Source organism: Streptomyces sp. NPDC002889, assembly GCF_042888425.1.
Lineage (GTDB): Bacteria > Actinomycetota > Actinomycetes > Streptomycetales > Streptomycetaceae > Streptomyces.
Genome location: NZ_JBIAPT010000018.1, coordinates 56,000 through 80,928 on the forward strand (window position 1 = coordinate 56,000; position 24,929 = coordinate 80,928).

22 protein-coding genes and 3 pseudogenes are annotated in these 24,929 nt (G+C 67.7%); 13 read left to right on the forward strand and 12 right to left on the reverse strand.

What is annotated here, in order from left to right; translation table 11 throughout:
- Position 1: 1 nt before the first annotated feature.
- The 4 genes from ACFYWI_RS25655 to ACFYWI_RS25670 form a co-directional block, all read right to left on the reverse strand.
- On the reverse strand, positions 2–535 hold the full coding sequence (locus ACFYWI_RS25655) for a copper chaperone PCu(A)C (RefSeq protein ID WP_389236818.1): 534 nt from the start codon (positions 533–535) through the stop codon (positions 2–4).
- Positions 532–2,823, reverse strand: coding sequence for a heavy metal translocating P-type ATPase (locus tag ACFYWI_RS25660; RefSeq protein WP_389236820.1), 2,292 nt, complete (start codon positions 2,821–2,823; stop codon positions 532–534). The genes ACFYWI_RS25655 and ACFYWI_RS25660 overlap by 4 nt, the downstream gene beginning before the upstream one ends.
- On the reverse strand, positions 2,820–3,080 hold the full coding sequence (locus tag ACFYWI_RS25665) for a hypothetical protein (protein ID WP_389236822.1): 261 nt from the start codon (positions 3,078–3,080) through the stop codon (positions 2,820–2,822). The genes ACFYWI_RS25660 and ACFYWI_RS25665 overlap by 4 nt, the downstream gene beginning before the upstream one ends.
- A gap of 279 nt (positions 3,081–3,359) precedes the next feature.
- Complete coding sequence (locus ACFYWI_RS25670; protein WP_389236824.1) at positions 3,360–3,785, reverse strand: acyl-CoA thioesterase; 426 nt, start codon at positions 3,783–3,785, stop codon at positions 3,360–3,362.
- Positions 3,786–4,078: 293 nt separating this feature from the next.
- Here ACFYWI_RS25670 and ACFYWI_RS25675 point away from each other — a divergent pair, with 293 nt between their 5' ends.
- From ACFYWI_RS25675 to ACFYWI_RS25690, 4 genes are all read left to right on the forward strand, one after another.
- Positions 4,079–5,491 carry a family 2B encapsulin nanocompartment shell protein gene (locus ACFYWI_RS25675; RefSeq protein WP_389236826.1) on the forward strand — a complete coding sequence of 471 codons (1,413 nt, stop codon included), beginning with the start codon at positions 4,079–4,081 and terminating at the stop codon, positions 5,489–5,491.
- A gap of 179 nt (positions 5,492–5,670) precedes the next feature.
- A complete protein-coding gene (locus ACFYWI_RS25680; RefSeq protein WP_389236828.1) occupies positions 5,671–6,921 on the forward strand; it encodes a family 2 encapsulin nanocompartment cargo protein terpene cyclase in 1,251 nt (416 codons plus the stop codon).
- A gap of 18 nt (positions 6,922–6,939) precedes the next feature.
- Complete coding sequence (locus ACFYWI_RS25685) at positions 6,940–7,812, forward strand: geranyl diphosphate 2-C-methyltransferase (protein ID WP_389236831.1); 873 nt, start codon at positions 6,940–6,942, stop codon at positions 7,810–7,812.
- A 251-nt stretch (positions 7,813–8,063) separates the two neighbouring features.
- Positions 8,064–8,528 (forward strand): bulb-type lectin domain-containing protein, encoded by a 465-nt coding sequence (locus ACFYWI_RS25690; protein ID WP_389236833.1) that lies wholly within the window; start codon positions 8,064–8,066, stop codon positions 8,526–8,528.
- A 269-nt stretch (positions 8,529–8,797) separates the two neighbouring features.
- Here the strand turns inward: ACFYWI_RS25690 and ACFYWI_RS25695 are convergent, their stop codons facing one another.
- Together ACFYWI_RS25695 and ACFYWI_RS25700 are read right to left on the reverse strand one after the other, a co-directional pair.
- A complete protein-coding gene (locus ACFYWI_RS25695; protein WP_389236835.1) occupies positions 8,798–9,448 on the reverse strand; it encodes a hypothetical protein in 651 nt (216 codons plus the stop codon).
- Between the two features lie 13 nt (positions 9,449–9,461).
- Positions 9,462–9,782 (reverse strand): annotated as a pseudogene (locus ACFYWI_RS25700) (hypothetical protein); the annotation flags it as partial.
- A gap of 454 nt (positions 9,783–10,236) precedes the next feature.
- Between ACFYWI_RS25700 and ACFYWI_RS25705 the strand changes: the two are divergent.
- From ACFYWI_RS25705 to ACFYWI_RS25720, 4 genes and pseudogenes are all read left to right on the forward strand, one after another.
- Positions 10,237–11,475 carry a PP2C family protein-serine/threonine phosphatase gene (locus tag ACFYWI_RS25705; RefSeq protein ID WP_389236837.1) on the forward strand — a complete coding sequence of 413 codons (1,239 nt, stop codon included), beginning with the start codon at positions 10,237–10,239 and terminating at the stop codon, positions 11,473–11,475.
- 197 nt (positions 11,476–11,672) lie between these two features.
- Positions 11,673–11,819 carry a hypothetical protein gene (locus ACFYWI_RS25710; protein WP_389236840.1) on the forward strand — a complete coding sequence of 49 codons (147 nt, stop codon included), beginning with the start codon at positions 11,673–11,675 and terminating at the stop codon, positions 11,817–11,819.
- Positions 11,820–12,385: 566 nt separating this feature from the next.
- Positions 12,386–12,841, forward strand: a pseudogene (rsgA, locus tag ACFYWI_RS25715) (GTPase RsgA); the annotation flags it as partial.
- A 70-nt stretch (positions 12,842–12,911) separates the two neighbouring features.
- Entirely contained in the window at positions 12,912–13,370 is a 459-nt protein-coding gene (locus ACFYWI_RS25720) for a recombinase family protein (RefSeq protein WP_389236842.1), read from the forward strand.
- Between the two features lie 455 nt (positions 13,371–13,825).
- Here ACFYWI_RS25720 and ACFYWI_RS25725 read toward each other — a convergent pair whose 3' ends face one another.
- From ACFYWI_RS25725 to ACFYWI_RS25740, 4 genes are all read right to left on the reverse strand, one after another.
- Positions 13,826–14,341: a transposase gene (locus tag ACFYWI_RS25725; protein ID WP_389236844.1), complete on the reverse strand. Its 516-nt coding sequence runs from the start codon at positions 14,339–14,341 to the stop codon at positions 13,826–13,828.
- Positions 14,338–15,252 (reverse strand): hypothetical protein, encoded by a 915-nt coding sequence (locus ACFYWI_RS25730; protein WP_389236846.1) that lies wholly within the window; start codon positions 15,250–15,252, stop codon positions 14,338–14,340. The genes ACFYWI_RS25725 and ACFYWI_RS25730 overlap by 4 nt, the downstream gene beginning before the upstream one ends.
- A gap of 64 nt (positions 15,253–15,316) precedes the next feature.
- On the reverse strand, positions 15,317–15,529 hold the full coding sequence (locus ACFYWI_RS25735; protein WP_389236848.1) for a hypothetical protein: 213 nt from the start codon (positions 15,527–15,529) through the stop codon (positions 15,317–15,319).
- Between the two features lie 133 nt (positions 15,530–15,662).
- The gene (locus ACFYWI_RS25740) at positions 15,663–17,282 is read right to left on the reverse strand and encodes a DHA2 family efflux MFS transporter permease subunit (RefSeq protein WP_389236850.1); all 1,620 of its coding nucleotides are present in this window, start codon (positions 17,280–17,282) and stop codon (positions 15,663–15,665) included.
- 338 nt (positions 17,283–17,620) lie between these two features.
- Here ACFYWI_RS25740 and ACFYWI_RS25745 point away from each other — a divergent pair, with 338 nt between their 5' ends.
- Both ACFYWI_RS25745 and ACFYWI_RS25750 read left to right on the forward strand, forming a co-directional pair.
- Positions 17,621–18,535: a LysR family transcriptional regulator gene (locus ACFYWI_RS25745; protein WP_389236852.1), complete on the forward strand. Its 915-nt coding sequence runs from the start codon at positions 17,621–17,623 to the stop codon at positions 18,533–18,535.
- Positions 18,536–18,713: 178 nt separating this feature from the next.
- Positions 18,714–20,093 (forward strand): FAD-binding oxidoreductase, encoded by a 1,380-nt coding sequence (locus ACFYWI_RS25750; RefSeq protein WP_389236854.1) that lies wholly within the window; start codon positions 18,714–18,716, stop codon positions 20,091–20,093.
- A 195-nt stretch (positions 20,094–20,288) separates the two neighbouring features.
- On the opposite strand, the gene ACFYWI_RS25755 is transcribed toward ACFYWI_RS25750, so the two are convergent.
- Positions 20,289–20,768 carry a hypothetical protein gene (locus tag ACFYWI_RS25755; protein ID WP_389237062.1) on the reverse strand — a complete coding sequence of 160 codons (480 nt, stop codon included), beginning with the start codon at positions 20,766–20,768 and terminating at the stop codon, positions 20,289–20,291.
- Between ACFYWI_RS25755 and ACFYWI_RS25760 the strand changes: the two are divergent.
- Positions 20,741–21,097: pseudogene (locus ACFYWI_RS25760) on the forward strand (transposase family protein); the annotation flags it as partial. The gene ACFYWI_RS25755 and the pseudogene ACFYWI_RS25760 sit on opposite strands and share 28 nt — an antisense overlap.
- 767 nt (positions 21,098–21,864) lie before the next feature.
- Here the strand turns inward: ACFYWI_RS25760 and ACFYWI_RS25765 are convergent.
- Positions 21,865–22,014, reverse strand: coding sequence for a hypothetical protein (locus ACFYWI_RS25765; RefSeq protein ID WP_389236856.1), 150 nt, complete (start codon positions 22,012–22,014; stop codon positions 21,865–21,867).
- A 301-nt stretch (positions 22,015–22,315) separates the two neighbouring features.
- Between ACFYWI_RS25765 and ACFYWI_RS25770 the strand changes: the two genes are divergently transcribed.
- A complete protein-coding gene (locus ACFYWI_RS25770) occupies positions 22,316–23,362 on the forward strand; it encodes a protein NO VEIN domain-containing protein (protein WP_389236858.1) in 1,047 nt (348 codons plus the stop codon).
- Between the two features lie 376 nt (positions 23,363–23,738).
- The gene (gene rsgA / locus ACFYWI_RS25775; RefSeq protein ID WP_389236861.1) at positions 23,739–24,890 is read left to right on the forward strand and encodes a ribosome small subunit-dependent GTPase A; all 1,152 of its coding nucleotides are present in this window, start codon (positions 23,739–23,741) and stop codon (positions 24,888–24,890) included.
- Positions 24,891–24,929: the final 39 nt, after the last annotated feature.

The following is a 24,929-nucleotide window of genomic DNA, read 5'->3' on the forward strand; positions in this document are numbered from 1 at the left end:
CTCAGCTGCCGGGCCGGGCCACGACCACCACGGTGTCGACCGGCCCGCTGTGACGGAAGTGGAGAACGAACGGGACGGTGTCGCCCACCCGCCAGCGGGCCTTCACCTTCACCATCACGTCCATGGTGCTCGGTGACATGACCAGCGTGTCGCCCGCGGGGATGGCCACCGAGTCGACCATACGCATGAAGTCGGCTCCGCTGCCGTTACTTTCGTGGCGGCTCAGCATGGCGCTCTCGATGGCGGGGGACGTCACCCCGATCAGCTGGTCATCCGCTCCTCCGCTGTTGGTGATACGGAAGAACGCCGCGGTGTCCTCGTTGTCGCCGTAGGGCAGGAAGATTCGCGGGTCGCCGACCTCGATGCGTGGGGGACTGCCGGCGCCTCCGGCAAGGGTCCAGGCCGTCAGCCCGCCCAGCGCCACCGCGCAGGCGGCCACGGGGGCGAGTGCGGCGAGGATTCCTTCCCGCAGACGCCGACGGCTCGGCCTCCAGGCCTCTCCCGCAGCCGGCCGGACGGAATGGGTCGTCGTCACCGAACGCCTCCTCGAGCGCGACGGGCTCCGGAGGACGCCGGGCGCGGTGGGGAGGGCCGCCAGGCCCGCAGCCGCAGGCTGTTGCCCACGACCAGGAGCGAGCTGGCGGACATCGCGGCGGCGGCGACCATCGGGTTGAGCCAGCCCACCGCGGCCAGCGGCACGGTGACCGCGTTGTACCCGAAAGCCCAGACGAGATTGACGCGGATCGTCCCCAAGGTGCGCCGGGCGAGGCGGACCGCGTCGGCGACCGCCTCGATGTCGCCGCGTACCAAGGTCACATCGGCAGCCCCGATGGCCACGTCGGTGCCCGTTCCCATGGCCATGCCGAGATCGGCACCGGCCAGCGCGGCGGCATCGTTCACACCGTCCCCGATCACGGCGACCTGACGGTCCTCACCCTTCAACTGCCGTACGAGGTCCGCCTTGCCCTCGGGAGTGCAGCGGGCGTGCACCTGGGTGATGCCCAGTTCAGCGGCCACGGCGCGGGCTGCCGCATCGCGGTCGCCGGTGGCCAGGACCGGTTCCACTCCCAAGCGCCTCAGCCGGTCCACGGCCCGGTAGCTCCCGGGTCGCAGGACGTCCCCCAGGGCGATGAGGGCCTCGTCCACGCCGTCCACCCGCACCAGGACCGGGGTGAGCGCGGACACCTCGGCGTCGGCCAGCGCCTGGGCCAGCGACCCGGGAAGGCCGTCGCCAGGGGCGCACACCTCGACACGGCGGCCGTCGACGAGGCCGGTTACCCCGGCGCCCGGAGTCGCCCGGAAGCCGGTCACTTCGGGCAACGGGCGTTCGGGCAGTGCCCGCTGCGCGTACGCGGTCAGAGCGCGGCCCAGCGGATGCTCCGATCCCCGCTCCACCGCACCGGCCAGCCTGAGGGCGGCCTCCCGGCCGATGCCGTCGGTGACCGGCGTGACCTGAGCGACGGTCATGTGCCCGGTCGTGAGGGTACCGGTCTTGTCCAGGACCACAGTGTCGATGTGGCGCAGTGCCTCCAGAGCCTGAGGACCGCTGACCAGGACGCCGAGCTGGGCGCCGCGGCCGGTGGCGGCCAGCAGGGCGGTCGGGGTCGCCAGGCCGAGCGCGCAGGGGCAGGCGACGACGAGTATCGCCACGCAGGCGGTGACGGCCGCCTGCGGGTCGGCTCCGGCACCGAGCCAGAAGCCGAGGACCGTGACAGCCAGTGCCAGTACGACCGGGACGAAGACGCCCGCCACCCTGTCGGCCAGGCGCTGGGCCCGGGCCTTGCCTGCCTGGGCTTCGGTGACCATGCGGGTGATCCGGGCGAGCTGGGTGTCCGCACCGACCGCTGTGGCCCGCACGACGAGCAGCCCCCCGGCGTTGACGGCAGCGCCGATCACCGCCTGGCCCGGACCGACTTCGACTGGCTCGCTCTCACCGGTGACCAGGGACAGGTCCAGGGCCGAGTTTCCCGTGACCACGACCCCGTCGGTGGCGACGCGTTCCCCGGGCCGGACGATGAACTCCGCTCCCACCGCAAGGCGTTCGATCGGGATCCGCCGCTCTTGTCCGTTCTCCCGGACCGTGACGTCCTTGGCGGCCAGCCCGGCCAGTGAGCGCAGGGCCTCACCCGTGCCGCGGCGGGCACGCGCTTCCAGGAAGCGGCCGATCAGCACGAACAGCGGTACGCCGACCGCTGCCTCCAGATAGATGTGCGCGACATCCCCGCGCGCCGAGGGAAGCAGGGTGAACGGCATCCGCATCCCCGGATCACCCGCGCCGCCGAGAAACAGCGCATACACGGACCAGGAGAACGAGGCGACCACACCGAGGGAGACGAGGGTGTCCATGGTGGCCGTCGAGTGACGCAACCCGCGCGCCGCACGCAGATGGAACGGCCAGGCACTCCAGACCACCACCGGGCCGGCCAGTGTCAAACACAGCCATTGCCAGTTGCGGAACTGGAGGGCGGGCACCATGGACAGCACGAGGACCGGCACGCACAGCAGCGCGGTGATCAGCAGCCGCCGGCGTTCCTCACCCTCATCCTTCTCTGCCGACTCCGACGGCCGGGCGTCCTCCTGCGGCTCGGGCGGCAGGGGCAGTTCGGCGGTGTAGCCCGCGCGTTCGACAGCAGCGACCAGCTCTTCCGCGGTGACGCCCGAGGGGTGACTCACCCTGGCCCGGCCGGTGGCGAGGTTGACCGAGGCACTCACCCCGTCGAGCTTGGCGAGGCGCTTCTCCACCCGGTTCACACAGGCAGCGCAGGTCATCCCGCTGACGATCAGATCGGTGGTCGCCAGGGCGCTCGCCGGTTCCGCCGTCATCGTTCACCGCCGGAGTGCATGTCGCCCATGCCGCCGTCCCCATGGGGGTCGGAGTCGTCATCGGATCCGGTGCCGGTGGGGTGCATGCCGGGCGCGACGGGACCGACCCTTGATCCGACGCCGTACGAGAGGGCGAACATCACCGCAAGCAGCACCAGGAACCCGGTCAGCGCCGGTGGAGGCGCCCACCTGCGGAAGGCGCCCGCAGCACGGACAGCACGGACAGCATGGACAAGGGGGTGTTGCACGTCTGCCATCGCCACTCCAGAAACGGGGGCCCACACCGGTTGCCCCAGCTCGAGGGCCGTGAAGACACAGGGCGGCCCGGGCCGGGGCAGTCCGCACGGCCCGTGGTCCTCATGCTGGCACGGCAAGGGGCCTTCAACTCCCCGTACTCCGGCGCGTCCTACGTGACGATTCTCCCGGACCGCCACGGGAACCCGGCGGGCCGTTCTCCCGACCACCTGTGGACGTGCCCGACGGGCTCCGGACCGATCACCGTCCGGGCCGCGACATCGCGGTTCGTCGAAACCGTGTCAGAGGCCCAACACGCCAGGGTCGGAGGCCACGGCGCGGAAGTACTCGCGCGGGTCGGTGACCAGCTTGCGTGCCTTCAGGTCGAGCAGACCCCCGACGTTGAAGACCTCGGCCACCAGAGTGTTGTCGTCCGTGCGGTGGAACGTCTGCTCCACCCGGAACGACTTGCCCTCGCCGAAGATGAACGCGCAGGTGATGTCGACATCGTCACCCGCGACCACCTCGCGGTGGTACCGGATCGTGCTCTCCAGATTGACCGGGCCGACTCCTTTCGCCAGCAGTGCGTTCTGCTCGATTCCGGCTGCCCGCAGCAACTCCCAGCGCGCGTGCTCCGCATGCTGCAGATACACATTCCCGTTGAGGTGTCCCTGCGTATCGGTCTCATATCCCCGGACGGTAACCCGCACGGTGAACAGGTCTGCCATATCAGTCCCTTCAACAGGGCGCCTACAAGCGCCACATGCACAGTATCCGGGTACTTCCACCACCGCCGCCGGTGGTGCAGGGCAGGGTCGCCTCGTCCGTGATGTCGTCGGTGGGAGAGGAGATCAGGCGGAACCCAGCGATCGACCGCATGTGGACGTTTGCGCGAAGAAACGACACGGCTTCCTGGCTACCCCGGAGGGGAAAGGGGCATTCGCCTTCTTTCGTGTGATGACAGGCGAAGTGATTAAGAAGGAGGGTAAGTCGGCACCTGAAGGAGAGCTGAGGATCACATATGACCGTTGAAGCCGACCGGGAAGCCGCGCAAGGACAAGGGGCCGGGCAGCAGAGTCTGGCGGCGTCCGCCGCGCGGAAGCTGGCGACGACCGCGAAGTCCGTTCCGCAGATGCAGGAGACCTCCTCGCGGTGGCTGCTACGGATGCTGCCGTGGGTGGACGTGCGAGGCGGAACCTACCGGGTGAACCGGCGGCTGAGCCATGCCGTGGGCGACGGGCGGGTGACGTTCGTGCAGACCGGCGGGCAGGTCTCGGTCATCCCGGCTGAGCTGGGGGAGCTGCCGGCGCTCAGGGGGTACTGCGACGAGGCGGTGCTGGGCGAGCTGGCCGGTCGTTGCGAGCAGGTCGACTGCGCGCCGGGCACGGTGCTGGCCCGTGCCGGCGACGCGAAGGACCGCGTCTTCCTGCTGGCGCACGGCCGCGTCGACAAGGTTGGCACCGGACCGTACGGCGGAGACGCCGTTCTGGGATTCCTGGCCGACGGCGCCTACTTCGGCGACCAGTGTCTGACCGAAACGGAGCCGGTCTGGGAGTGCACGTTCCGCGCCACTACCGCCTGCACGGTGCTGGCGCTGTCCAGGAGGGACGTCGACCACCTCGCCGCACGCGCCCAGTCGCTGGGCAGCCATCTGGACACGGTCGCGGCGCTCCCGCAGCAGCGCACCAACAGGTACGGCGAGGCGGCGATCGACCTTGCGGCCGGACACGTGGGCGAGCCACTCGTCCCCCACACCTTCGTCGACTACGAGCCCAAGCCGCGCGAGTACGAGCTCTCCATCGCGCAGACGGTCCTGAAGGTCCACAGCCGCGTCGCCGACCTCTACAACGATCCGATGGACCAGACCGAGCAGCAGCTTCGCCTCACCCTTGAGGTGCTGCGCGAGCGCCAGGAACACGAGCTCGTCAACAACCCGGAGTTCGGTCTGCTCAGCAACTGCGACTACGCGCAGCGCCTCCAGCCCCATGACGGGGTGCCCAGTCCCGATGACATGGACGAGCTCCTCTCGCGACGGCGCGGCAACAAGTTCTTCCTCGCCCACCCCCGGGCCATCGCCGCGTTCGGCCGCGAGTGCAACAAGCGCGGCCTGCCCCTGGATCCGGTGGACATCGGCGGCCACCGCGTCCCTTCCTGGCGCGGTGTGCCGATCTATCCGTGCGGGAAGATCCCCCTCAGTGAAGCTCGTACGACCTCGATCCTGTGCATGCGCACGGGTGAGGACGACCAGGGCGTGATCGGGCTGCGGCAGTCGGGGATCCCGGACGAGATCGAGCCGAGCCTGTCGGTGCGGTTCATGGGCATCGACGAGCAGGCGATCATCTCCTACCTCGTCACCGCCTACTACTCGGCCGCGATTCTCGTCCCCGACGCTCTCGGCATCCTGGAGAACGTCGAAGTCGGCCGCTGGCGCTGACCGGAGCCGACAGGCACCTCAACCGCCCCGCTGCACCGGCGCCGTTGGCCACGCGCCGTCCGCGGCCGCTCGGGGCCTTCGCCCACATATGACGCCCCACGCAGGCATACCGCGCATGCCTCGCACGCCCGGCCACCAGCAGGCGCGCCCACCCGCCCCATCCGAAAGGCACTCCTCGCATGACCCGAACCAGTGGCGCCGGCGTTCCCCCGTGGACGTCGAACGGTCCGCCGGCGGCCCACCCACCAGTCCTCCCCACGGCCCCGACACCCCGCAGGATCGCGCAGGCCCTACCGGCCCCGCCCCCGCACGTCGCGCTCGAGCGCCTCCTGGCCGGCCCCGCCGGGCCGGGCACGGCCGCCGCTCGCGCCTTCAGCTCCCTCACCCCGTCCACGGCGTCGCAAGCGGCGCCGTCCGCCCGACAGGACGAGGTCCCACCGTCCGCCACGCAAGTCCCCTCGGCCGGCCAGGACGCGGCGGTGCGGATCCCGCCCCTGTACTGCCCCGACGCGGTGCGTGACGACCCCGCCCTCGGGCAGGAGGTCAACAACCGCCTGGTCGACTGGGCCGCGGAGATCGGCATCTTCACCGGCCGCCTCGAACGCCTGCGCTCGCACCAGTTCGGGCGCCTGTTCATGCTCGCGCATCCCGACTGCGACGACCCCGACCGCCTGCTGGCAGCGGCACGCTGCGGGCTCGCGGAATGGTCCGTGGACGACCACTGGGTCGACGAGGGCGACGACACAGAACCGGAACTCCTGGGCTCCCGCCTCGCGATGGCCCACGCGGTGATCGACCCCGTCCGCCTCCCCGCCCGCTACCTCGCGCAGTTCGAAGAACTCGTGCACAGGCAGCCCGTCCTGCGCGCCTTCCGATCCAGCCTGGCCCACCTGTCCCAGATCGCCAGCACCACCCAAGTGGCACGTCTGCGCCACGAACTCGACGTCATGTTCGTCGCATACGGGCAAGAAGCCGAATGGCGCAGCAGCGGGCGCAGGCCCGCGGTGTGGGAGTACCTCCTGCACCGTTACGAGAACGCCTTCTACCCCTGCATGGTGCTGATCGACCCGGTCGGCGGCTACGAACTGCCCGCCCACGAGTTCGCCGACCCCACCGTGCGCCGCACCTACCTCTACGCAGGCATGGCGAACGTCCTGCTCAACGACCTCTACTCGATGGCCAAGGAAGATCCCGCCGACACCAACCTGCCCAACCTCATCGCCGCCGAGGACAACTGCTCCCTCCAGGAAGCCGTCGACCGCACGGCAGCCATCCACGACGAACTCATGCACACCGTTGAGGCCGACTGCGCCGTCCTGGCAGCGGCCGGCTCTCCCCAGCTGCGCCGCTACCTGGCCGGTCTGTGGGCGTGGATGGGCGGCAGCAAACAGTGGCACGCCACCAGCGCCCGTTACCAGAACGCGAACTGAACCCGTAAAGAAACCCGCATGAAGGAGAAGCCCATGACCGTCCAGGACACCACCACCCATCCCCTGCGCAGCCTCTACCAGAAGTCCGTCGCCAGCTACTGGAACCAGGAGAAGAACCCCGTCAACCTCCGCCTGGGCGAGGTCGACGGCATCTACCACCACCACTACGGCATCGGCGACGTGGACTGGTCCGTCCTCGAGGGCCCCGAGGAAACCCGCCAGGAACGCCTCACCGCCGAGCTCCATCGCCTGGAATGCGCCCAGGCCGACCTGCTGATGACCCACCTCGGCGACATCACCCCTGCGGACCGCCTCATGGACTCCGGTTCGGGCCGCGGCGGCAGCAGCTTCGTTGCCCACAGCCGCTTCGGCTGCCGCGTCGACGGCGTCTCCATCTCCGAAACCCAGGTCGCCTTTGCCAACGGCCAGGCCAGGGAACGCGGGGTGGACAACGAGGTCCGCTTCCACCTCAAGAACATGCTCCACACCGGCTTCGAGAGCGGCAGTTTCCAGGCTGTCTGGAACAACGAGAGCACCATGTACGTGGACCTGTCCCTCTTGTTCCCCGAATACGCCAGGCTCCTCAAGCACGGCGGTCGCTACGTCACTATCACCGGCTGTTACAACGACGCCTACGGACTGCCGTCCCGGGCCGTCAGTGAGATCAACGCCCACTACATCTGCAGCATTCATCCCCGCAGCAGCTACTTCAAGGAAATGGCCGCCAACCGTCTCGTCCCCGTCAGCGTCATCGACCTCACCGCGGCCACCATCCCCTACTGGGAACTGCGCGCCAAGTCCTCCCTGGCCACCGGCATCGAGAAGGCATTCCTGGACGCCTACAAGGACGGCAGCTTCCAGTATCTGCTGGTCGCGGCAGACAAGGTCTGAGAGGTCCTCACAGAAGCCGCATGGCGCTGCGGGCTCGACCGCCAGCCCGTTGCCGGGACGACTCGTATACGGACCTGCCGTGGAGTGAGCCGTCGGCAGTTGCCGTCCGCAATTTCAGGCCAAAGCATGACACGAACACGTCATGGCGGTGCGGAGTGGATCCTTCCGGCATGGCCCGGATGCCAGAGTCCGGGGGAGGTGCCCCATCAGGGGCACCTCTGGATGAACTACCTGACTCAAGGAGTTCTCTCGTGGGGAAGAGAGTCACCACGCTTCTCGCAACCGCCGCACTCGCCACCATGACGCTCGTCGGCCAGGCGAACGCGGCACCCTCGGACCACACCCCTTCGGCTGCCACGGGCCGGGCGGCGGAGGCGGCAGTCCCGTCGAACCAGACGCGCCACGCGCCGTTCACCCTCAACCGCAACCAGTCGGTGAGTTCCGACACGGCCCGGCTCGTCATGCAATCCGACGGCAACCTCGTCATCTACGACGAGTTCAACCGGGCTCGCTGGGCCTCCAACACCGTTGGCCAGGGGTGGACGGCCCGCCTCCAGACAGATGGGAACTTCGTCGTCTACACCCGCTCCAACCGAGCGGTCTGGGCCTCCAACACCGCCGGCCACCCGGGCTCGCGCCTGGTCGTTCAGGACGACGGGAACGTGGTCATCTACGACGGCAGCCGCGCGATCTGGGCGTCGGGCACCAACCACTGATCACAGATCACCGATCCACCGCCTCTGGCGAGGCCGGGCCCACGTGGGCCCGGCCTCGCCGGCGTCCCGGGGCAGCGCATGCACCCCGGCGTGCGGGGAACCGCCGTAGCGCAGGGCGGCACCACGACGCCCCCGGTGCTGTGCGGTGTCGGGCGTCGAGCCGGGCTCAGCCGACAGCTCGCTTGTACGCCGGCAGCGTCAGGAAGTCCTCATGGTCCTCGTCGAGTGCCACCTTCAGCAGCAGATCGTGGGCCGGCTGCGCCCCGGAGTCAGCGACATGGGTGGCTCTTTGGGACTGAGTTCCGCGGGAGCGTGGGCGGAGGCGGCCAGTAACGGCACCAGTACAGCGGCCGGCATGGAGGTAGCTGGGCCACACGTTCGAGGATCGTCGTCATGCCGATGCCTCCGGCGGCGACGACGGAGATGAGCGCTGTGGTGGCGTCGCTCTGACACAGAGTGTTGAGTGCGGTGGTGGCCAACCGAGCGCCTGCGGCACCGTAGGGCTCGCCCAGTGCGACGGATCCGCCATGGGTGTTGAAGCGTTCCGGGTCGCAGTCGAGTGCGCGGCAGTAGGCGGGCATCTGCGCGGCGAACGGCTCATTGCCGACGCAGACGTCGATGCTGTCGAGGGTCATGGCCGTCCGTGTGAGTGCTTGCCGGGTTGAGGCGATGGGCGCGGGGCCTTCGGTTTCGGGGGTGTAGGCGCTGACCGCGCCGGCCAGGATGCGGGCGAGCGGGGTGATCCCTCGGGCGCGGGCAGTGGCTTCGTTCATCACGATGAGGGCAGCTGCCCCGTCGCTGAGAGGGGCCGCGTTTCCGGCCGTGACCCGGCCGCCGTGGCGGGCGACGGGCGCGAGCACGGCCAGAGTCTGCGGGGTGACGCCTTGGCGTGGGCAGTCGTCGCGGACGACCCTTCTCACCTTCCGGGGTGAGGACGGGGACGATTTCGGGGGCGAAGAACCCGTCCTGCCACGAGGTGACCGCCGGGCGGCGTGAGCGCGCGGCGTAGGCGTCCATGTCCGTACGGGAGATGTTGTAGGCGTCCGCGGCGCGCTCGGCGGCCAGCGCGACGGGCAGGTGAGGATCGGGCCGGGCGCCGACGCCGCGCGGTCTTGCCGGCGCTCGCCGGTGGTGGCGCGGAGGGCGGTGCGCGCGCGGGCGTCCGCGTCTACCGCCTCCGATGAGGCCCCGCCGCCCCTTTCTCACGGCTGCCGCAGAGCGGCTCCGGCTCTCAGAGTCACCGCCGCGGGGCACTCGGACTGTGAGATCGGGAGTGGGTTGGACATCGGAACTGGGGGCCTCCGGTCCTGACCGGGCGTGACATGCTGCCTTTGGCGTAATGGGTTTGATGGGCCGGTTGGCGGTGTCAACCTGTGCGGGTCGATCGCACTCACATCAGGCGCCCCGTGTGTGCGGATCGCCTGCGTGGCCATCGAGCTGATCCTTTCGGTGGCCGCCGGAGGATCCAAGCGTATCGAGGCGTGTGTTGGCTCGGGGAGGCACGGTGAGCCGGTCGCCGGCCGGTGCGTTGAAAGCGCCGACGCCGCGGGGGAGGAGGAAGCCGCCCCCATCCAGACGGCACCGACTCCTACCGGCTCCAGCCCCCGAAGTCGAACATCCGGTTGCTCAGCGGAAACCTCCCCGGAGACACCCGGCCCAGTGAGTTCCCCCGAACCAGCAGCGGGACGAAGGGATACAGGCAGCGACGATGGAAGGTGAGCGGAGGGAGAGCGCGGTCGGGGTGGACCGATCGGAGGGATTCGGCGAGCGGTTGCTGGGTGTGCTGCTGGACCGTGCACACGAAATGCCGCCGCATCTGATCGCCCCACTCGTCGCGGAAGAAGTCGCCAGGATTGGTGGCCGGAACCTCTCCATCCTCCTGCAGGACTACGAACAACTGCTCCTGGTACCGCTGCCGGGCCGACGGCTGACGGTCGGCGACCCCGAACCGATCGAGGACTCCCCCGCCGGCGAGGCGTTCCTGAACCGCAGAGCCGTAGAGGTGCCACAGGCCGGCAGTGTGCGGATGTATCTGCCGCTGCTGGATGGCAGTGACCAGGTCGGGGTCATGGTCGTCACCCTGGACAGCGTCGACGACGACGACCGGCGGCTGTTGCGCAGACTCGCTGGTCTGGTCGCCGACATGATCGTCACCAAGGACTCCTACACCGACCAGTTCTTCCAGGTCCGCCGCCGTGCCCCGATGAGCGTGGCCGCCGAGATCCAATGGTCGCTGCTGCCCCCGCTGTCGATGATGGTCCCGCAGGTTGAGGTGGCCGGAATCCTGGAACCCGCCTACGAGGTGGCCGGCGACAGCTTCGACTACGCCCTCAACGACGACATCCTGCACGTGGCCATGATCGATGCGATGGGCCACGGCCTGGGCGCCGCGACCATGGCGACGGTGGCGATCGGCGCCTATCGACACACCCGGCGCGCCAACACCGATCTGTCCCAGGTTTACGCGTTCATGGACAGGGCCATCGACGAGCAGTTCGGGCCCGACCACTTCGTCACGGCGCAGATGATGCGTCTGAACATTGGCACGGGCCATCTGCAATGGGTCAACGCCGGCCACCCGGCGCCGCTGCTGATCCGCGACCGCTCAGTGGTGGACCGGCTGGAGAGCCCGACCACGTTGCCGGTCGGCTTCGGCGGCGAGGAGCCGCAAGTCAGCGAGCGGATGCTGCAGCCCGGAGATCAGTTGCTGTGCTTCACCGACGGCCTGATCGAGGAGCACCAAGTCGGCGGGGAACAGTTCGGTGAGGAACAACTCATCGAGTGCACCAACCGCACCGTCCGTGACCACACTGCGGTGCGGGCGGTAGTGCGCGCGCTGTCCCACGCGCTGAAACTTGAACGAGGCGGCATCACCAGCGACGACGCGACCATCTTCCTCATCGAGTGGCGCGGCGGCGACGCCGATCATCTCGCCACCCTCGATTGAGCCGAGGGTGCAGAGGCAACTCACTGCAAAACAAACGACGAAGAACTGGCTGTGCAGCGGAAGCGGCGGGTGAACCTGGTTGTCTTGGCAGGGCAGAGCAAGATCTGGTTTGCCGGATCCCTGGGACACGCGAGAGCGGGTCAAGGCGCGGGCAAGGCAGGCTGAGTTTGAGCAGCAGGCCAGGGTTGACGCGCAGGATGCCTCAGCGTGAGTACAGGGGCTTCGAGGACGAGGTGCACAGAGTTCAGGAGCCGCGCCGCACGACGGCGGTGGAGATGATGCGGCTCGTGGGGCAGTTCAACGTCGGGGAATTGATGCCCACCTATAAGCAGGAGTGGGGATAGCTGCGTTCCGGGGAGCCATTGTGGTCAGAGCATCTGGGGGTCCGCCCTAGGTTCGGCCTCAAGCCACCCACCGCCGCCCGCGACCGATTGAGTCAATTTCTGTGCAACCGCCAGATGCGCGATGGCCCGCTCGGCGTCGGTGAGGGCATCCCACCCGGGAGGCGTGCCCAAGGGCGTGCGGGCCGGAGCTGCCGGAACGCTGTTCTCGCTCAGTATGGCTCGCACCCGGTCCGCGTCCGCGTCCGCCTTCGCCCCGATCCGAGCGTGGCCCTCCGTCCATGCGCGCCGGGGGCTGAGGCGGCCCCAGGAATTAACGGGTGGCGTCGCGTCGCGGTGTGGGTTTACGGTTCGTTCGTTCGTTCCCGGGCGCGGCCGTTGTCGCTCTCGAAGGAACAGCGTTGGTTCGTTGAGGAAGCAGGAGGTGAGGACATTGATGACTGTCACGGCGATGGGCGCTGCCCGCATTCAGGAGTTCGTCATCGTTTCCACCCCTGTGGTCTCCGGCTGACACCCACATCTTCCGCGCGCCGAGCGCGCCGCCGGGGCCACCCTTCGAAGGGTTCCCCTTGTTCCACGCTTCGCTCAACACCTCTTCCACTTCTGATGCCCAGCACGCACTCGCCCCGTACGGCTGGGACGAGGGTTGGGAGGCGGAGTTCGCTCCGCATGCCGATCAGGGTCTGTTGCCCGGCCGTGTCGTACGGGTCGACCGTGGTCAGTGCGATGTCGTCACCGCGGGCGGCATGGTGCGGGCCGACACCGAGTTCGTGACGCCCCGCGATCCGATGAAGGTCGTGTGCACGGGCGACTGGGTCGCCGTCGACGCGGCCGGCGATCCGCGGTTCGCGCGGACCGTCCTGCCAAGGCGCACCGCCTTTGTACGCTCGACGTCGTCGGAGCGGTCCGAAGGCCAGGTGCTGGCCGCCAACGTCGATCACGCCGTCATCTGTGTCTCGCTGGCGGTCGAACTCGACCTCGGCCGGATCGAGCGGTTCCTCGCGCTGGCCTGGGAGAGCGCCGCCTAATACAGCACAGCCCTCACCTGCACAGATGCCGTTTGGAGCGGCCGGATCTGTGTTGTAGGAGGGTAATATGGCGAAGCAGAAGGTGGCAGAGGAGTTCCGGGACGCGACTCCGGAGGAACTGGCGGGCAAGCGCCCGGGCGACCTGGACGATCTCTATCTCCGCCGCAGTAAGAAGCGGGAAACCCTCGAGACACTCAAGCAGCACGCGCGCGACCTCCGCCGAGAGATGGAGCGGCAGGGACTTGCTGTGCGCAAGGTGTGGCTGGAGCAGCGGAGCGCCTCCAAGGCACATGTCCGTCGCCTGAAACTCGAAGGTGCGATGGACGCGGTCATCGCTGGCGAGGTCAAGACGCTGGCAGTGTGGAAGACGGACCGTTTCGACCGACGAGGCATGGCCGCCATCGGCAGCGCCCTGGACGAATTCGACCGACGCAGGGCTCGGCTCTACGTCCTTCAGGAGAACCTGGACTCCAGCCAACAGGGCACCCGCATCGTCTTCGCCAGTCATCGACACGCTCGAAATTGAAGCTGCGGAGCTCGCGCGAGAAGCCGACCTGTCGATCTTCTTCGCGGACGGACAGGCGCTGGCGGAAGCATGGCAGGAGTCGACGATGTCAGACTGGCGCATGCTGCTCGGATGCGTCCTGGACTCCCTGACGATCACTCCCGCTCGCCGTCAGGGAGACCACACGCCGATCATGGACAGGATCGTTCCTGAATGGGTGGCGTGATGTACTCGTAATGCGTAGGTCTCGGGTTCGAATGCCGAAGGCGGCTCCAAGGTGAACCGCAGGTCAGGTCTCTGACCTGCGGTTTCTTTGTTTTTGACCTTGGAATGTGCGTGCCGAGGGCTTCTTGAGGCTGTGCATGGAATGCGTAGGTCAGAGGTTTCACTCTCCGGAGGTGGTGGCGCATTTGTGGCGTCCAGAAACGCCGGTGACCTGCGATTTCCTTGTGTGCTGCTGAATGACTGGCCAGTATCTACAGACGATGCGGCGGCCAAGGGGTGGCCATCGGTGCGGGGAACGGGCTGAGGCGGGGGCGTCGGATGCTGATCGAGACTCTGTGTTTTTGTGGTTGTTCGACAACGCTCCGTGTGAGGGCGGCGCCGCTGAGGCGCTCGATGTTCATGGCGATGGCCGTGAAGACGTGTTGCAGGTGGGCCTTCGACTGCCCCCGGTAGCGGCGGCGGCGCATGCCGTGTCCGTGAGCGAACTCGTTGACGGTGCCCTCCACTCCGGAGCGAACCGCATACCGGGCCTGCCAGTCGGGCATCTGCTGTTCGGCGCGGACGCGGACTTGCAGGTCGCGGAGTTCTCGAGGGGGAAAGCCCACGTTCCGGGCGCTTCCACGGGAGGTGGTGCACTGGGCGCGGACCTGACACGGCTGGCACTGGCCCTTGGTGAACCGCGCCACGATAAGCGGGGCCGCAGTAGGCGAGGAGGTCTGGTAGGGGCCGTGCCAGCCCCTGCTGACCTGGCCTTGGGGACAGGTCACCTGTCGGCGGTCGAAGTCGATGTGGAAGTCGTCCCTGCCGAAGCCTTCGTTCCTGCGGTGCTGGCGGGTGGGGTTGCCCGGCAGCGGACTGGTGACCGTGACCTGTTGCTCTTGGGCGGATCCAGGTGGACCAGGGAGGTGTAGCCGCCGTCGACCAGGTGCTCGGCGGGCAGCAGGCCGCGGCGCCCCAGCCGGGTGTGGATGCCGGGCAGGGCCTGGGCGTCGTACGTGGTGGCCGGGGTGGTGGCCACGTCCGTGATCACGTTGGCGCAGTCGGGAGCACAGGTCTCGGTGAGATGGGCGACAAACCCCTTCCAGCGTGTGGTCTGCCCGCGGCGGGCGTAGCGGGCAGAGGTGTCGTAGGGGGAGACGATCGCGCGGGACCAGGGCGGCAGCCCGCCGTCGTCATCCGTGCGCCAGCGCAGGCGGCCCGCCGCGTCGCGGTAGTGGTTTTGCACCATGATCTGCCGCAGGGCCTGGACCCTGGGACCGAACGCGCGGCCTGCACCGTGCCCGCGGAGATGCTCCAGCAGCCGTAAGGCGTCGTCGCCAGTGGTGTTGATCCTGCTCTTGGGCCGGGTGGGGTTCTTGCCCAGGCGGACCGGACGGCCGTAGCGGCGGCCCCACTCATCGCCCACCAGGCCGGCCAGCAGGTGCGGGGCAGTGCCTGCGATCTCTTCCAGCGCGGCGGGCACCGCCTCGGTGATCAGCTGCAGCCGGGTCAGGTCGCGCACCGCGGCCAGAACATGGGTGGAATCGGTGCGCTGCGTGCCGCGTTCGCGCACCAGCCGGGTGTCCTTGAGGCGGGCCAGTGCGAGGTCGAGCCGACGGTTGGCGCGGTCGCCCTGGGCGAAGCGCTCGCGGAAGTCGGACAGGACACTGTCATGGAAGCCGGGATCGTCCAGCTCCATGGCCAGGGCATACTTGAAATCGATGCGGCAGCGCACCGACTCGGCGACTGACGGTCCGACAGATCTAGCAGGACTGCAGCACACAGACGGTGGCCAACTGAGCGGGCGAGAGGCCGGGGCGCCCGTCGCGCGGGTACCAGTCGGCGAAGTCCTCGTCGCACCACAGCCCGTCCAACCGGTCTCTCACCCACACCGTCGTACCGCCCGGATCGCTCGCCCGCGCGACCTGCGCAGCCAGAGACGGGACCTGCTCACCGGAACGGGGACGGACGGACAACGGACACCTTGACAACTCTATCGGCCTTCGAAACAGACCCGAGCATGCCCACTGATTATGCTGCCGCACCGGGAAACACCAAGATCCCCGACAGAGTCACCCACCGGACGCCCTGCCGCGTGAAAGAGCGCGCTCAGCCGTGCTGCGGCTCTCGATCGATTGGCGTCGCGGGCCGAGCGCTCGGATGGTCGTTGTCGTGCTTGACCGGCGTACGGCGGGCCATGGTCAGGCAAGCCAGCGAACCGACCGCCAACACCACGATCAAGAGCACCATCGTCCTGCCGGCGGCATCCGCCAGGCCCTTGTGGAAGGCCTGTGTGGCCAGACCTTGAAGATCGTTCGGCACCTCGGGCGGTGCCGCGCCGAATCCTTCGGATGAACTGGTCGTGCCACTGATCTGGTCGATGAAGTCCTGTCGGGAACCGGTCGGCAGGTCTTCGGCCACCGCGGTGGCCGAAGACCGCATCGACTGCGAAAGCTGGGCCTGCAGCACCACGCTCACAGCCGCGCTGCCGACGACGCTTCCGAACTGGCGGATGGTGTTGTACGTACCGGACGCCGCACCGATCAATTGGAGCGGGACGCCGGTCATTGCGACATTAGCCATCGGCGCGAAGGCCGAACCGGTCCCCAGGCCACACACGAACAGGGCCAGGGCGAGCACCCACAGGTTCGCCCCGGGACGCATCGCGAGCGCGATCATGCCGATGCCGACGGCGAACAGTAAGAACCCCGTCAGGACGACCCACTTGCCGCTTACCCGGTCGGACAGGGGACCCGACAGCGGACCGGCCAGGCCGGCGGAGAGGGCCATCGGTACGATGATCACACCAGTCTCCAGTGGAGACAGATCCAGTACCGACTGCAGGAACAGGGTCAGCGGAAGATACAGAGCAGTCAGGGCGAATCCGATCGAGGCTGCCGCCACGTTCGCCGCGCTGAAGTTGCGCTGCCCGAACAGTGTGAGTGGCATCAACGGCTCACGGGTGTTGTAGCGCTGCCACACGACGAACGAGACGAGAAGGAGGCCTCCGCCGACCATGACACCGGGGACCGTGAGTGGCCCGACGACCGTTCCCCAGTCGTAGTGCTGACCGTTCTGCAGACCGAACACCAACGCCAGGAGACCGAGGCCGGACAGTACGGTACCGAGCACGTCGAAGCTGCGATCGTTTCGCGGTTGTCCGCCCGGCACCAGTTTGGCTGTCATGGCCAGGCCGATTAGGCCGATCGGCACATTGATCAGGAAGATCCACTGCCAGCCGACGGTGTCGACGAGGAACCCGCCGAGCAACGGGCCCACGGTGGAGGCCACTCCGGCGACGGCGCCCCAGACGCCCAGGGCCGTACCGCGTCGGTTGTCGGGAAAGAGGGTGGTGATGAAGGCCATCGTCTGCGGGGCCATCACCGCGGCACCCACACCCTGTAGACCACGGGCGGCGATCAGCATGTCTGTGCTGTTCGAGAGCCCACAGGCAAGCGACGCCAAGGTGAAGATCGCCATGCCGGTGACGAACAGGGGTTTGCGGCCCCATCGGTCGCCGAGCCGGCCGGCGACCAGCAGAGGTACGGCGTAGGTGAGCAGGTAGGTGCTGTTGACCCAGGTGATCTGGTTCAGATCGGCGTTCAGGTCGGTGAGCATGTCGGGAATCGCCACGTTCACGATGGTGATGTCCATCATGATCAGGAAGAACCCAATACAGAGCGCCGACAGAGCAAGCCATGGATTGACTGTTTTGGCAGAGGAGGTCAACTCGCTACTCCTAAGTGATGGCAGTGCGGGGCTGAGGAACAGTTCGCAGCCGCAGCCGCAGCCGCAGCCGCAGCCGCAGCCGCTCTCGGCGAACCGGACCCACTCGGCCCGGGCTCGAACTCTCGTTGATTCATCGTGAGTCGGATCTGGTCAGAACTCCAAGAGCCAGTACTTCTGGCTGCCAGAAGCGCTGCTTATGGCCCTGCGGTGGGCGAATCAGCCCGACGCCGCTCTACCGGTCCTTGGGGGAAGGGAAGCATTAGCTTGGCAAGGGCCGCTGTGGCGGCTCCTGTCAAGCAGCGCGCCAGGTGAGTTCGCGAAGCATAGGATGGTCAACCATGGAGTTACGTCAGTTGGAGTACTTCGTGGCGGTGGCGGAGGAAGCGAGTTTCACCAAAGCCGCAGCGCGACTGTTTGTGGCACAGCCCGGTGTGAGTACGCAGATCCGCCGTCTTGAGAGTGAACTCGGACAGGAACTGCTTGACCGCACGGGGCGTACGGTCAAGCTCACCGAGGCGGGGACCGCGGTCCTGGTACGCGCCCGCGATGTACTGAACGGTGTGGCCGGAATCCAACTTGTCATTGACGAGTTCACCGGACTTGTGCGCGGCCGTGTCACCATCGGGGTGGTCCGGGCCTGCGCGGGCCTTGATCTGCCCGCCCTGTTGGCGGACTTCCACAAGGAGTATCCAGACGTCGAGGTCACTTTGGCCGAAGACAACTCCGACAGGCTGATCGAGAACGTCCAGAGCGGGCAACTCGACGCGGCCTTGGTCGCCCTGACGGCCACGACCCCGCCCGGCGTCAATCTCCATGTGTTCGTGGACGAACCACTCGTCATCGCGGTGAGCTCCAGCGACCAGCTGGCCGAACGCTCCGCCGTGTCCATCGACGTTCTGCGGGACCGACGGCTTGTCAGCCTGCCACGAGGCACCGGTATGCGGGCCTGTCTGGACGAGGCCTGCGCCGTCGCGGGCTTCGTCCCGTACGTCGCCTTCGAAGTCAGTGATCCCGTCGTGCTCGCCGAACTGGCGATGCGCGACCTGGGACCCGCCGTTCTCCCGGCGTCCCTCGCCGCCGGGTACCACGGCAAGCTCAGCGCTCTCACCGTGGATCCCCCAGGGCTGCACGGGCGTATGGCCCTCGCCTGGCGTGCGCAGGATCCGGTCAGCCCGGCGACTCGCGCGTTCGTCGCGCATGCGCGGTTCGTCCTCGGGCCATCGGTGGAGAACCGGGGTCAGGCCACCGCGTAACACGGGTGGGCGCCAGGCCGTGAGTCGCTGGGTATAACCAGGAGTTCTGGCTGCGATAAAAACTGGCTCTTGGACTTCTGACCGCAGCCCACCCAGGCTGGAATGCGGAAGCTTGGCGTCCCGGCGAACAACGCGATGGGTCGCCATGGGCACGAGTGACGAGTGGGGACGCTGACACATGGCCAATGAGACTGGACGGGACGACTTCTCCGATCTGGCGGATCGAGTGGCCGGACCGGTGCTGCGTCCAGGGCAGGACGGTTACGACGAGGAGCTCAGCGGTTTCCAGACCGGGTACCACCATCGGCCGACTGTGGTCGTCGGCGTGACCGGAGCCGAGGACGTCCGCGCGGCCGTACGGTTCGCCGCCGAGCGGAACCTGGCCGTCGCCGTCCAGTCGACTGGCCACGGGGTCACCGTGCTCGACGAGGGCGGTGTGGTGATTTCCACCAAGCGTATGGACGATGTCACCGTGGATCCGGCCGGCAGGTACGCGACGATCGGCTCGGGTGCCAAGTGGGAGCAGGTGGTCGCCAAGGCGGAGCCGCACGGACTGATCCCGCCCAGTGGCTCCGCCGGGCACGTCGGCGTGGTCGGCTACACACTGGCGGGCGGCATGGGCCTGCTGGCCCGTGAACTCGGCTACGCCGCCGACCATGTGCGCTCCATCGACGTCGTCACCGCCGACGGTGAACTCCGGCATGTGACCGCCGACAGCGACGCGGATCTGTTCTGGGCGCTCCGCGGCGGCCGGGACAACTTCGGTGTCGTGACCGGCCTGGAAATCGACCTGCAGCCGGTCGAACGCATCTTCGGCGGCGGGATGTTCTTCGGCTTCGAGCACGCCGAGGCGGTCTTCGCCTTTTTCCGCGAGTGGACTGCGACGGTCCCCGAGACTATGACCTCGTCCGTCGGCATGATCGGGTATCCGCCGATTCCGGTTTTCCCCGAGCCGTTGCGCGGCAGGCATGTCGTACACGTCCGCTTCGCCACCACCGACCTCAAGGGCGGGCCGGCGCTCGTACAGCCGTGGCGGGAGGTCGCACCGACACTCCTGGAGCACATCGGTGAGCTGCCCTACAGCGAGGCGGGCTCGATCTACCGGGAACCCAATTTCGCCCACTACTTCGACGGCAACAGTGTCCTGTTGAGTGAACTCAACCCGCAGATTCTGGATGCCGTACGGGAACTGGCCGGCGCGGACGCCCCGGTCTCGTGCATCGTCGACCTGCGTCACCTCGGAGGCGCCCTGTCGCGTTCCCCCAAGGTCGCGAACGCGGTGTCCTTCCGCGAGGCGGCGTACATCCTGCGGGTGCTCTCGTCTCCCGAGGGCATCGAACTGGCCGATGTGCGCGCGGCGCTCAAGCGGATCGACGACGCCGTCGCACCGTGGACGCTGGGCAGGTCACTGAACTTCTTGTACGGCATGCGTGACGCCGCGGACTTCCGGTCCGAGTTGTACGAGAAGTCCGTACTCGACCGGCTGTCGGCACTCAAAGCGGTCTACGACCCAGCCAACGTCTTCCGCCGGAATCAGAACATCGAGCCCGCTGCCTGACGCGATCAGGCAGCCCAGCTGTCGATTGGTATGTCCAAACAACGGCAGGGCCACGGACCGGAAGAGTTCCGTGGCCCTGCCGTTCCGTATTTCGAGTGGGCCCCGTGTCCAGAGCGCCGGGAGGGCGAACCGGGAATCCGGTGGGAATGCCCGTCGGTACGAGCTTTCCCACCGGGTGTGATGGTCCGGCCCGAGTCAGGTTCCGGTGGTGTCGCCCGGATACCCGGCAGGGCCCGCGCCCGCGCCGTCCTGCCCAGGGTTCTCCTCTGACAGGCCCTGTTGCTCCAACTGCGCGGCGATCTCGTCCCAGCGAGCCGCGAACACCCGGGCCATGGTGGCCACTTTGGTGGCTTGATGCGCCGGGGTCCGCATCATCAGATCTGTGTCGTCCTTGCAGACGAGCCGTACTTCCAGCCACCGGACCAGGGCACGGCCCTCCGAAGAGTACTTGACGGCCGGATCTCGTTTCAGCGAGTTGAGCATCATGGCCAGGTCTGTCTGCCATGGGTCCTTGCGCTGCCCATTCGCTCCTGAGCGCGGCCGGGAATCACCGGACGAATCGGGAACGGGCAACGGGCTGTCCCCTTTGCCGACCCGTTCCCGGACGTCGCGCGCGGTCTCGGCGGAGATGCCGGCGGACCTGGCGCCCGAAGGGTCGTCTCCTCTGGGCTTCACCGACCCTGGCCGGTGCCGTCCATGACGTCCGGGCCGCACGTGAGCACGGCATCATCGGCACTTTCGCCGAGGCCGGCATCACCTGCTGGGCGGACAAGGGCTGCCAGGGCGTAGGCGGCACGGTCCGTCTTCCCTACCGCGGCCGATGGAGCAGCCTTTCCGCCGGTCGCAGGCCGTCAACCGATCCCATGCGAAGGTCCGCGCACTGGTCGAACAAGCCCGCCACCCTCAAGCCCTGGCGGCTCATCCTCAAGCTCCGCTGCTCGACAACCCGGATCATGAGCCTCGTCCAAGCCGTCCTCACCCCCCATCTGGCCAGCTCAGACTGAGGATGTTGTTCAAGTACGGCGTCACGGCCTACTCCAGCGCCCTCAAGGCGACCACCGGCGAGATCATCGCCGAGTAGCCGACGTCACCCACGACGGAAAGGGCGAGTGTCATGTGGTTCTGGGAAGCCTTCTTCTCCTTCCTCCACAACCCCCTCCTTATCCAGGGAGTATCGAAGTGGGTGCATTGTCGGGAACCAATAGCTGGTGCTCAGAAGCGCCAACTAGCGCGAGCCCGCGCCAGGGGTGGCCAAGAGGTGGCCGGACGCCTTTGGACGGTGTGGCACGAGGTAGCGGCGCCGAGTACGGCGCGTGTGGTCTGATCAGGCAAGACGGTATCCGGCAGCATGAGCCGTCACCGGACGGCATGATCGCTCGTGTGCTCGTAATGCGTAGGTCTCGGGTTCGAATCCCGGGCTTTTTCTTGCCCGGGGGCACTGTACCCGGCGTACAGGCCGACTCGTCGCCGCTGCCTGCGGATTTACCTCGGAAGGGGCCTCTGACCTGTGTCGGAGGTCCTTTCCGATCTTTCGGGGGCTTGCCGCGTTAGGCGGCGAAAAGTCCCTCGGAAGTCCCTCGGACAGCGCTGAAAGTCCTTGAAAAGTCCCTGGAGCAGAGGGGCGAGCGATGCCTCCGGCTGGTTCGGATGGATGGGACATGGCGCTGTTGCTCTACGCTCGCGGCTCTGCAACTGCACGTGAGGCAGGACGTGGTCTGTGGTGGAGTGGTGGAGGTCTGGGCACGGAAGGGCGGATTCCTGAAGTGCGTTGTTATGCCTGAACGGTGAAGGCCGCCTCGTAGCCCTGCGCGGTGCGGACGTCCTCGTACACGACAGTGGGGCGCAGCCGGTTCCAGCGGTGGCCGAGGAGGAGGGCCAGCCAGAAAGAGGTGGATGCGCGGAGCGCTGCTGGCCGCTGCACGCCACACGGAGCTGGATACCGCCCGTAATGCAATGAACCTGTCCCTGACCGCGCTGAACGTGGCGATCACGGCACTCGGGGCCCGATACCGGCCTCTTCGCAACTCCGAAGGTATCGAGCAGGAGTTCCGGCACTTTGTCACCGGCCGACGCGCCCAAATCATGAACGCGCTGCGGGCTGGCTTCCTCGACGTCTTCCGATCGAGGGCATCCCTCTCGTCGTACGCCGAGCACCGGACGCTGGCGAAACTGCAGCCGAATCCTGCGTGGGCGGACGAGTATCTGCACTCGAACCGGCCCTCATGCAAGAGCATGTGGACCGGTGGCTGGCCGGCATCGGTGCCCCGTCGCTGGGATCGGACCCTGGGCTGTCGTCCGTGGACGAACTCCGGACGGTGAACCGCAGCCGGCTCCTAGACCAGCTGAAGCGCGCGCGGAACCTGGTCCTGGCCTGGGCAGCCGCGCGGGACCTGCCTGCTTCGAGCCTGCCAGGAGACCCGATCACCCTCGCCGACGAGGCAGGTGCGGGCGGCTTGCTGGACTTCGAGATCCTCAACGACGATGCGACCCTGAGCTGGCTCCAGGAGGGACGCCGGTGGCCGTCCGACACCCCCCTCACGCTGACACCCGAAGGATTCGGGCTGACACCCGCCCAGTTGGACGAGGCCGTGCGGAAGGAACAACGCGAACGTCGTCAGCGGCAGGATGCACGACGACGCATCACGGTGGACGGCCAGGACATGTGGGCGGAGGAGGAGAACTTCGGTCAACTTGTAGCCGCTGTACGGTCTGGTCTCACCCAGAAGTTCCTTGCCTCTAGCGGCACAGCCTCCCTCTCCGAACTGGCACCCCACACTTCGCGGGCCCCCGGCAGCGCGCGTCCGGGATTCTCCGCCGCCAGGTCGACCAAGCTCTCCGACACACAGGCGATTGCGGTCGGTCTCGCTGGGGAAATCGCCGCTCTTGAGTGGCTCAAGTACCGGTATGAGGGCGTGGACGACGGGGCCTGGGTCTCTGGCGACCGGAACCAGGTCCTGGGCGACGCGATGGGCGACGACACTCTCGGCTACGACTTCATCATCGAGAGAAAGCGGTCGAGCCTGCTCTTCGAAGTGAAGTCGTCAGCCGGTGGTGCGGGCGAGTTCCCGCTCTCACCCACCGAGATCGCGCGGGCGCGGTCCCTGAAGAGACGGGAGACCTACCACGTGCTGTACGTCGCCCATGCCCTGGACAGCGATATGCGGCGGCTGTGCCTGCTCCCCAACCCCCTCGACCCCCGATCGGCGCGCTACTTCCGCTCGGTCGGCGAGGGTCTGCGCTATCGCTTCCAACTGACCCGACCGGAGTAGAACCCGCGTTCCTCGACCGTACGAGTCATCTGGCACCTCTTTCAGGCCGCAATCAGGGCAGGCATCTCAATATGGGCTGTCGCTGGCACCCGGGCGGTGGTCACCCTTCAAGCCAACAGACCGCCGAACTCTCGGCGAAGAAAATGCTTAGCACTGTCACATGGGCCGGACTAGGGTGTGATCGTTCCTTGCGGTGGCCGGTGGCTGCTGCTCTCAGCTGTGTATGACCGGGAGGTGTGACTGATGGCTGTCGTTGCGATGGGCGTTGCCCGCATCCAGAAGTTCATCAATTCCACTCCCGTGGTCTCCGGCTGACCGTCCTCTTCTTCTGCGCCTCTGTGCGCGTGCCGGGGCCACCCTTGTGAAGGGTCACCCCTTGTTTTTCTCTTCTCTTCAGGCTTCGTCGCACCCTCTCGCCCCGTATGGCTGGGATGAGGGTTGGGAGGCGGCGTTCGCTCCGTATGCCGATCAGGGTTTGTTGCCTGGCCGTGTTGTACGTGTCGACCGTGGCCAGTGCGACGTCATCACCCCTGCTGGTGCCATGCGAGCCGACACCGAGTTCGTCGTCCCCCACGACCCGATGAAGGTCGTGTGCACGGGGGACTGGGTTGCCGTCGACCCTGAGGGCGGTGATCCGCGGTACGTGCGGACGCTGCTGCCTCGCCGTACGGCCTTCGTGCGCTCGACGTCGTCCAAGCGTTCCGAAGGCCAGGTGCTGGCCACTAACATCGATCACGTCGTCATTTGTGTGTCGCTCGCGGTCGAACTCGACCTCGGGCGGATCGAGCGGTTCCTCACCCTTGCGATGTCCAGCTCCAGTGGTGATGCGCTGCTGCATAAGTCGGCGCTCTCCTGGAAGAGCGGCGCACAGCCGCTCGTCGTCCTCACCAAGTGCGACCTCGTGCCGGACGCGACCGGGCTGTCCTATCTCGTGCAGGACGTGGAGACGGCCGCGCCCGGGGTGCAGGTGCTCCCGGTCAGTTCCACGACCGGGGAAGGCATCGAGGTGCTCGGCGCGATCCTCTCCGACGGCGCCGCCGTGCTGCTCGGCGCGTCCGGAGCCGGCAAGTCGACCCTTGCCAACGCCCTGTTGGGCGAGGACGTGATGGATGTGCAGGCCACCCGTGACATCGACGGCAAGGGCCGGCACACCACCACGACGCGCAACTTGCTCGTACTCCCCGGCGGGGGCGCACTGATCGACACCCCGGGGCTGCGGGGTGTCGGACTGTGGGACGCTGAGGTCGGCGTGGGCCAGGTCTTCTCGGAGATCGAGGATCTTGCCGAGGGCTGCCGCTTCCATGACTGCGCCCATGCCTCGGAACCCGGTTGCGCGGTACAGGAGGCGATCGAGGACGGCTCACTGCCGGAGCGCCGCCTGGACAGTTACCGCAAGCTGCTGCGCGAGAACCAGCGCATCGTGGCCAAGACGGACGCGCGGCTGCGAGCGGAAATGCTCCGCGGCTGGAAAATGCGGGGCGCGGAGGGTCGTGCGGCCCTGCAGGCCAAGCGGGGCCACGTGCGCTGACGGCCCGCCGGTACGAGGGCGGCCCGAACCCCGCGCGGG